Here is a 4,032-nt window from a genome sequence, read left to right as displayed (position 1 = left end):
GTGATGGTTCGCAGGTTATTGATGAACCCTTGCCTGTGGTGCACACCAACAGCTCTTTGCCGACCATCAGTGCGCAGCAGATGATTGACGAATTCTCTGCGCAAATCGATGCAGCCGAACTTGCCCTCATCAACGAGCAAGCATCCGCTGCAGAGGTCGTTGAAGAGCCAACCTCGGTATCCGGTGCACCGGATACCGGGGGAGACTCCAACGGCCATTTCGTCGTACCCAAAACCACCTCTCAAGACCCCTCACAGGATTGGGAGGAATTGGGAGGTGATTTGAATCAGGAGGGTGACGGATTCGAATCCGCCGGGTCGGGACGGGACGGGAACGGGCAGGGCACCGCTCGCGGTAGCGAGCAGAGTGCCCCTGTAACTGACCCTTCCGCTGGGACTCAGGCGGCGAATTCCTCCCAATTACTCCGAATCGATTTGAATCAGGAGGGTGACGGATTCGGATATGCCGGGTCGGGTCGGGACGGTAAAGCCGATAAGAACCTAACCACTTCAGAATCGAAACGCCCTCGTCATCGCCGAGCTCGACCCCGCCGAACCAGGAGGTAAGCGTGAAAGCACAAGACTATTTGATGCTCAATGCACGAACCATGACTGAAGCTCAATTCCAATCAGCAATCATCACCCTGGCAACCCGCCTGGGATGGATGCACTACCACACCCATGACTCCCGCCGGTCGCCGGCTGGTTTTCCTGACCTGGTACTCGTCCATCCCATCAAGAGACGAACCATCTTCAGAGAATTGAAGGCGATGAAGGGGCGAGTCTCAGCTGCACAAGTCCAGTGGCTAGACGCGCTCGCTTCAGCTGGCCAGGACGCTGGAGTGTGGAGACCTGACATGTGGGCCGCAATTGTGAAGGAGCTGAGTCAATGACTGAGCAAGATGCCGCTGAGATGCGCCGCCGGGTGCGAGCCATCCTGAATGTCTTGGCCTTTGCCCACGTTCGAGCTGAGGACATGGGAGCATCAGCTGAGGTGCTCGAAGATGCTCCGCTGGAAATGGCGTTGCTAGATCAGCTTCGGCAAGCTGTCACTGAGCAGGGTGCGGAGCATGGGAGGGGTCCGTCGTCCTCTGGCTCGCGCTCGCCCTTGGATGTTGCGGCGTTGGATTTGTGGACTGCGGTTGGTCGGTCTGCTGCGGAGACTGCGGCAGCTGTTGGGGTGCCGGCGGGGAAATCTCCAGCTGACACTATGCGTGCCGTCATGCCTCATATCGCTCATGCTAGTCTTCCTGTTCTGACCTGGATTGGTGAGGAGTGGAGTGAGTGGGTGTCAAAGATTCAGGAGTATCTGCAACCTACCCGCCGTACACCGATAGACCGCGTGTGCCCTGTCTGCCACCAGAAGCTCCGAATTTGTCGAGATGAATTCGGGGCGACGGTGCAGAAGCCCTGCTTGGTTGCTGTCTGGGACGTTGAGGGGGAGCAGGTGCAACGTGTCGAGTGTTCGGCTTGCTCTGCGATTTGGCCGCGGGCTTTCCTGTGGAATCTGCTGTCTGCTGATGAGGAGGAGGAGACGCTGGTTAGGCTGTCCTCTGGTGTGTAACTGGGGTGGTTGCATAAGGGGGGATGATGACGCTAGACTATCTCGCTTACCACTGGTGTGTCCTCTGCCTCGCAGGGGGGGTGGTAATGAAGCGGGAGACATGTTCAATCGTGTCGGATTCTTCCTCTGGTGGGGGAGGAGGGAAAGCATATAGCCTCCCCCACCAGGTACCAGCCCGCAAGCTACAACTGAAAAGTGGAAGAAGGAGGAAGCGTATGGCGACTAGCCGCACCGGAACCGCCCGCTGGAAGAACCTCCGAAAGCAGGAACTCGCCGCAGCTTTTGAACGCGGCGACATGCGCTGTCCTATTTGTTTCGTTGCCTATGACTGGCATCGGAGTAAGCAACCGAATAGTCCCGAGCTTGACCACGTGACAGCTCACGCTGAAGGTGGCAAAGATGTTGTGGAGAATACTCGCGTCATCTGCCGCCAATGCAACCAGAGACTCGGCGGAAAGCTTGGAGGCAAACGCTCTCAAGCTCGCAAGACAATCAGAATTGCGGAGCCGATTCGACCGAAAACAACGCTGATCCTTTAGCCCCAACCATCCACCCCAGCCGGTGACCTCTCACCGTGATAAGGGGGACATCATCAACCGGGGCAAACCACCTGAAGCAAACAGGACCAGGGGGGGTACCCCCTCCCCCGGAGGGTGAGTTCGCGCCCTCCGGCGATAGCGATATATTCACAGAGATTTTCCACAATATGCGGTTCGACAAGGAGTGATACCTTGAGCAAAGGCAAGCCTAAGCAGCTCGAACCTATCGATTTTGAGGGAGCCACCCAAGAGGAAGGCTCCCTTTCTCATGCCACCGCCAACGGCACCCGCCTCGACAGGCTCCGTGCCCTGCGCAGCAAACTCGCCGCGCACATTGACAACCCAAACACACTGGCCCGTGACCTAGCCGCGCTCGCACGCCGATTCCAGGACCTCGACAAGGACATCGAGGAACTCGAACAGCTAGAGCAGCAGTACGGGGCAGAGATTGAAGGAGAGCACCATCATGAAGAAGATGCCCCCTTCGACCCGTCCACTCTCTGAGGTCGCCGCACAGCTCAAGATACCTACTGGAATTGTGGCGACCGGTTGGCCGTCCATTGCTCGGCAGCTCATGAAGATGAGCTACCCACTCGACCCCTGGCAGATTGATATTGGCAAGCTCATCTTCGCCAAGCGCAAGGACGGGTTCTACGCCGCCGGCGTGGGTGGCGCCGCACTGAGCCTGCCTCGACAGGTCGGCAAGACCCACATGATTGCTGGCTTTATCTTCGCCGCATGCATCGCTTCTCCAAACACGCTCGTCCTCTGGTCAGCTCACCGCGCTCGCACCCACAACGAGACGTTCCAATCCATGCAAGGCATCGCGGCTCGCCCGGCGGTTGCCCCGTTCATCTCCCATGTCCGCCGCGGCGCCGGCCAGGAGGCCGTAGAGTTCGCGAATGGCTCACGAATTCTCTTCGGTGCCCGCGAGTCTGGCTTTGGTCGCGGCTTCGCCAAGGTGGACGTCATTGTGCTGGATGAGGCGCAGATTCTCACCGAGAAAGCACTCGACGACATGCTCCCTGCGACCAACGCCGCACCGAACGGATTGGTGCTGATGATGGGCACCCCGCCGAAGCCGACCGACCCGAGCGAGGTTTTCACACGACACCGCGCCGAAGCGCTCGCGGGGGACCGCGACAAGCTCTATATCGAGTGCGCAGCCGACCCCGGAGCCCGAGCCGACGATAAGAAGCAGTGGGCTAAAGCCAACCCGTCCTTCCCGACCCGAGTCAGCGCCGTCGCAATCGAACGCATGCGCAAGAACCTCACTCCCGATTCATTCAGGCGTGAGGCACTCGGAATCTGGGACGAAGCCGCCGCAACACAGGCAGCTTTCACCCCCGAAGCATGGCACGCCTGCGAGGGCGAAGCCCCCAAGGAAGGCCGCACCGTATTCGGTGTGCGATTCTCGCCCGACGGTATGGAAGTCGCGCTCGCTGTGGCGCGCCGCCCGGATACCGGCGGCCCAATCTTCATCGAAGGTCTGCAATCTATGCCTCTGTCTCACGGCACCGGCTGGCTCGTAGACTTCCTCGCTGAACATGCCTCCCGCGCCGCCCAGATTGTCATCGACGGTAAGGCCGGCGTCGGCTACTTGACGAACGCGCTCCGTGAAGCTGGCGTGAAATCCAAGACGCTCATCTGGCAGCCCTCACTAGACCAGGTTATCGTTGCTCACGCAATGGTCGACCAGGCAGTCATCGGCAAGGACCTCACTCATAGCAACCAGCCTGAGCTCACTCAGCAGGTGCTCTCATGCACCCGCCGAAAGATTGGCAACCGAGGAGGTTTCGGCTGGCAAGCAGCAGAAGGTGGCAGTGTCACGATGCTTGAAGCCGCCACGCTGGCTTATTGGGCTGCACGCACTACCAGGAGAAACCCCGCACGGAAACAAAGGATTAGCGTATGAGTGACTTCTTCCCTA

General features: G+C 59.2%; 6 protein-coding genes. All 6 read left to right on the top strand.

Going from position 1 to position 4,032, the window contains the following annotated elements; all coding sequences use genetic code 11:
• On the top strand, positions 1 to 566 hold a 566-nt coding region (locus HMPREF2980_RS09540), incomplete at its 5' end, for a hypothetical protein (RefSeq protein ID WP_210399280.1).
• A 23-nt stretch (positions 567 to 589) separates the two neighbouring features.
• Positions 590 to 892 carry a VRR-NUC domain-containing protein gene (locus HMPREF2980_RS00175; RefSeq protein ID WP_083313486.1) on the top strand — a complete coding sequence of 101 codons (303 nt, stop codon included), beginning with the start codon at positions 590 to 592 and terminating at the stop codon, positions 890 to 892.
• Positions 889 to 1,563: a DUF7341 domain-containing protein gene (locus HMPREF2980_RS00170; protein ID WP_070689671.1), complete on the top strand. Its 675-nt coding sequence runs from the start codon at positions 889 to 891 to the stop codon at positions 1,561 to 1,563. The genes HMPREF2980_RS00175 and HMPREF2980_RS00170 overlap by 4 nt, the downstream gene beginning before the upstream one ends.
• A 215-nt stretch (positions 1,564 to 1,778) precedes the next feature.
• Entirely contained in the window at positions 1,779 to 2,102 is a 324-nt protein-coding gene (locus tag HMPREF2980_RS09470; protein ID WP_070689670.1) for an HNH endonuclease, read from the top strand.
• Between the two features lie 192 nt (positions 2,103 to 2,294).
• Positions 2,295 to 2,606: a hypothetical protein gene (locus tag HMPREF2980_RS00160; RefSeq protein ID WP_070676442.1), complete on the top strand. Its 312-nt coding sequence runs from the start codon at positions 2,295 to 2,297 to the stop codon at positions 2,604 to 2,606.
• Positions 2,569 to 4,017: a terminase family protein gene (locus HMPREF2980_RS00155; RefSeq protein WP_083313484.1), complete on the top strand. Its 1,449-nt coding sequence runs from the start codon at positions 2,569 to 2,571 to the stop codon at positions 4,015 to 4,017. Before HMPREF2980_RS00160 ends, HMPREF2980_RS00155 begins: the two co-directional genes overlap by 38 nt.
• Positions 4,018 to 4,032: the final 15 nt, after the last annotated feature.

This window comes from Rothia sp. HMSC076D04, from assembly GCF_001814645.1.
In the GTDB taxonomy this organism is placed as follows: domain Bacteria; phylum Actinomycetota; class Actinomycetes; order Actinomycetales; family Micrococcaceae; genus Rothia; species Rothia mucilaginosa.
This window is presented reverse-complemented; position numbering and strand designations above follow the sequence as displayed.

What these genes read in the sequence shown, in the direction of transcription:
- HMPREF2980_RS00175 (WP_083313486.1), top strand. Translation starts at nt 590, where the DNA reads ATGCTCAATGCACGAACCATGACTGAAGCTCAATTCCAATCAGCAATC.
- HMPREF2980_RS00170 (WP_070689671.1), top strand. Translation starts at nt 889, where the DNA reads ATGACTGAGCAAGATGCCGCTGAGATGCGCCGCCGGGTGCGAGCCATC.
- HMPREF2980_RS09470 (WP_070689670.1), top strand. Translation starts at nt 1,779, where the DNA reads ATGGCGACTAGCCGCACCGGAACCGCCCGCTGGAAGAACCTCCGAAAG.
- HMPREF2980_RS00155 (WP_083313484.1), top strand. Translation starts at nt 2,569, where the DNA reads ATGAAGAAGATGCCCCCTTCGACCCGTCCACTCTCTGAGGTCGCCGCA.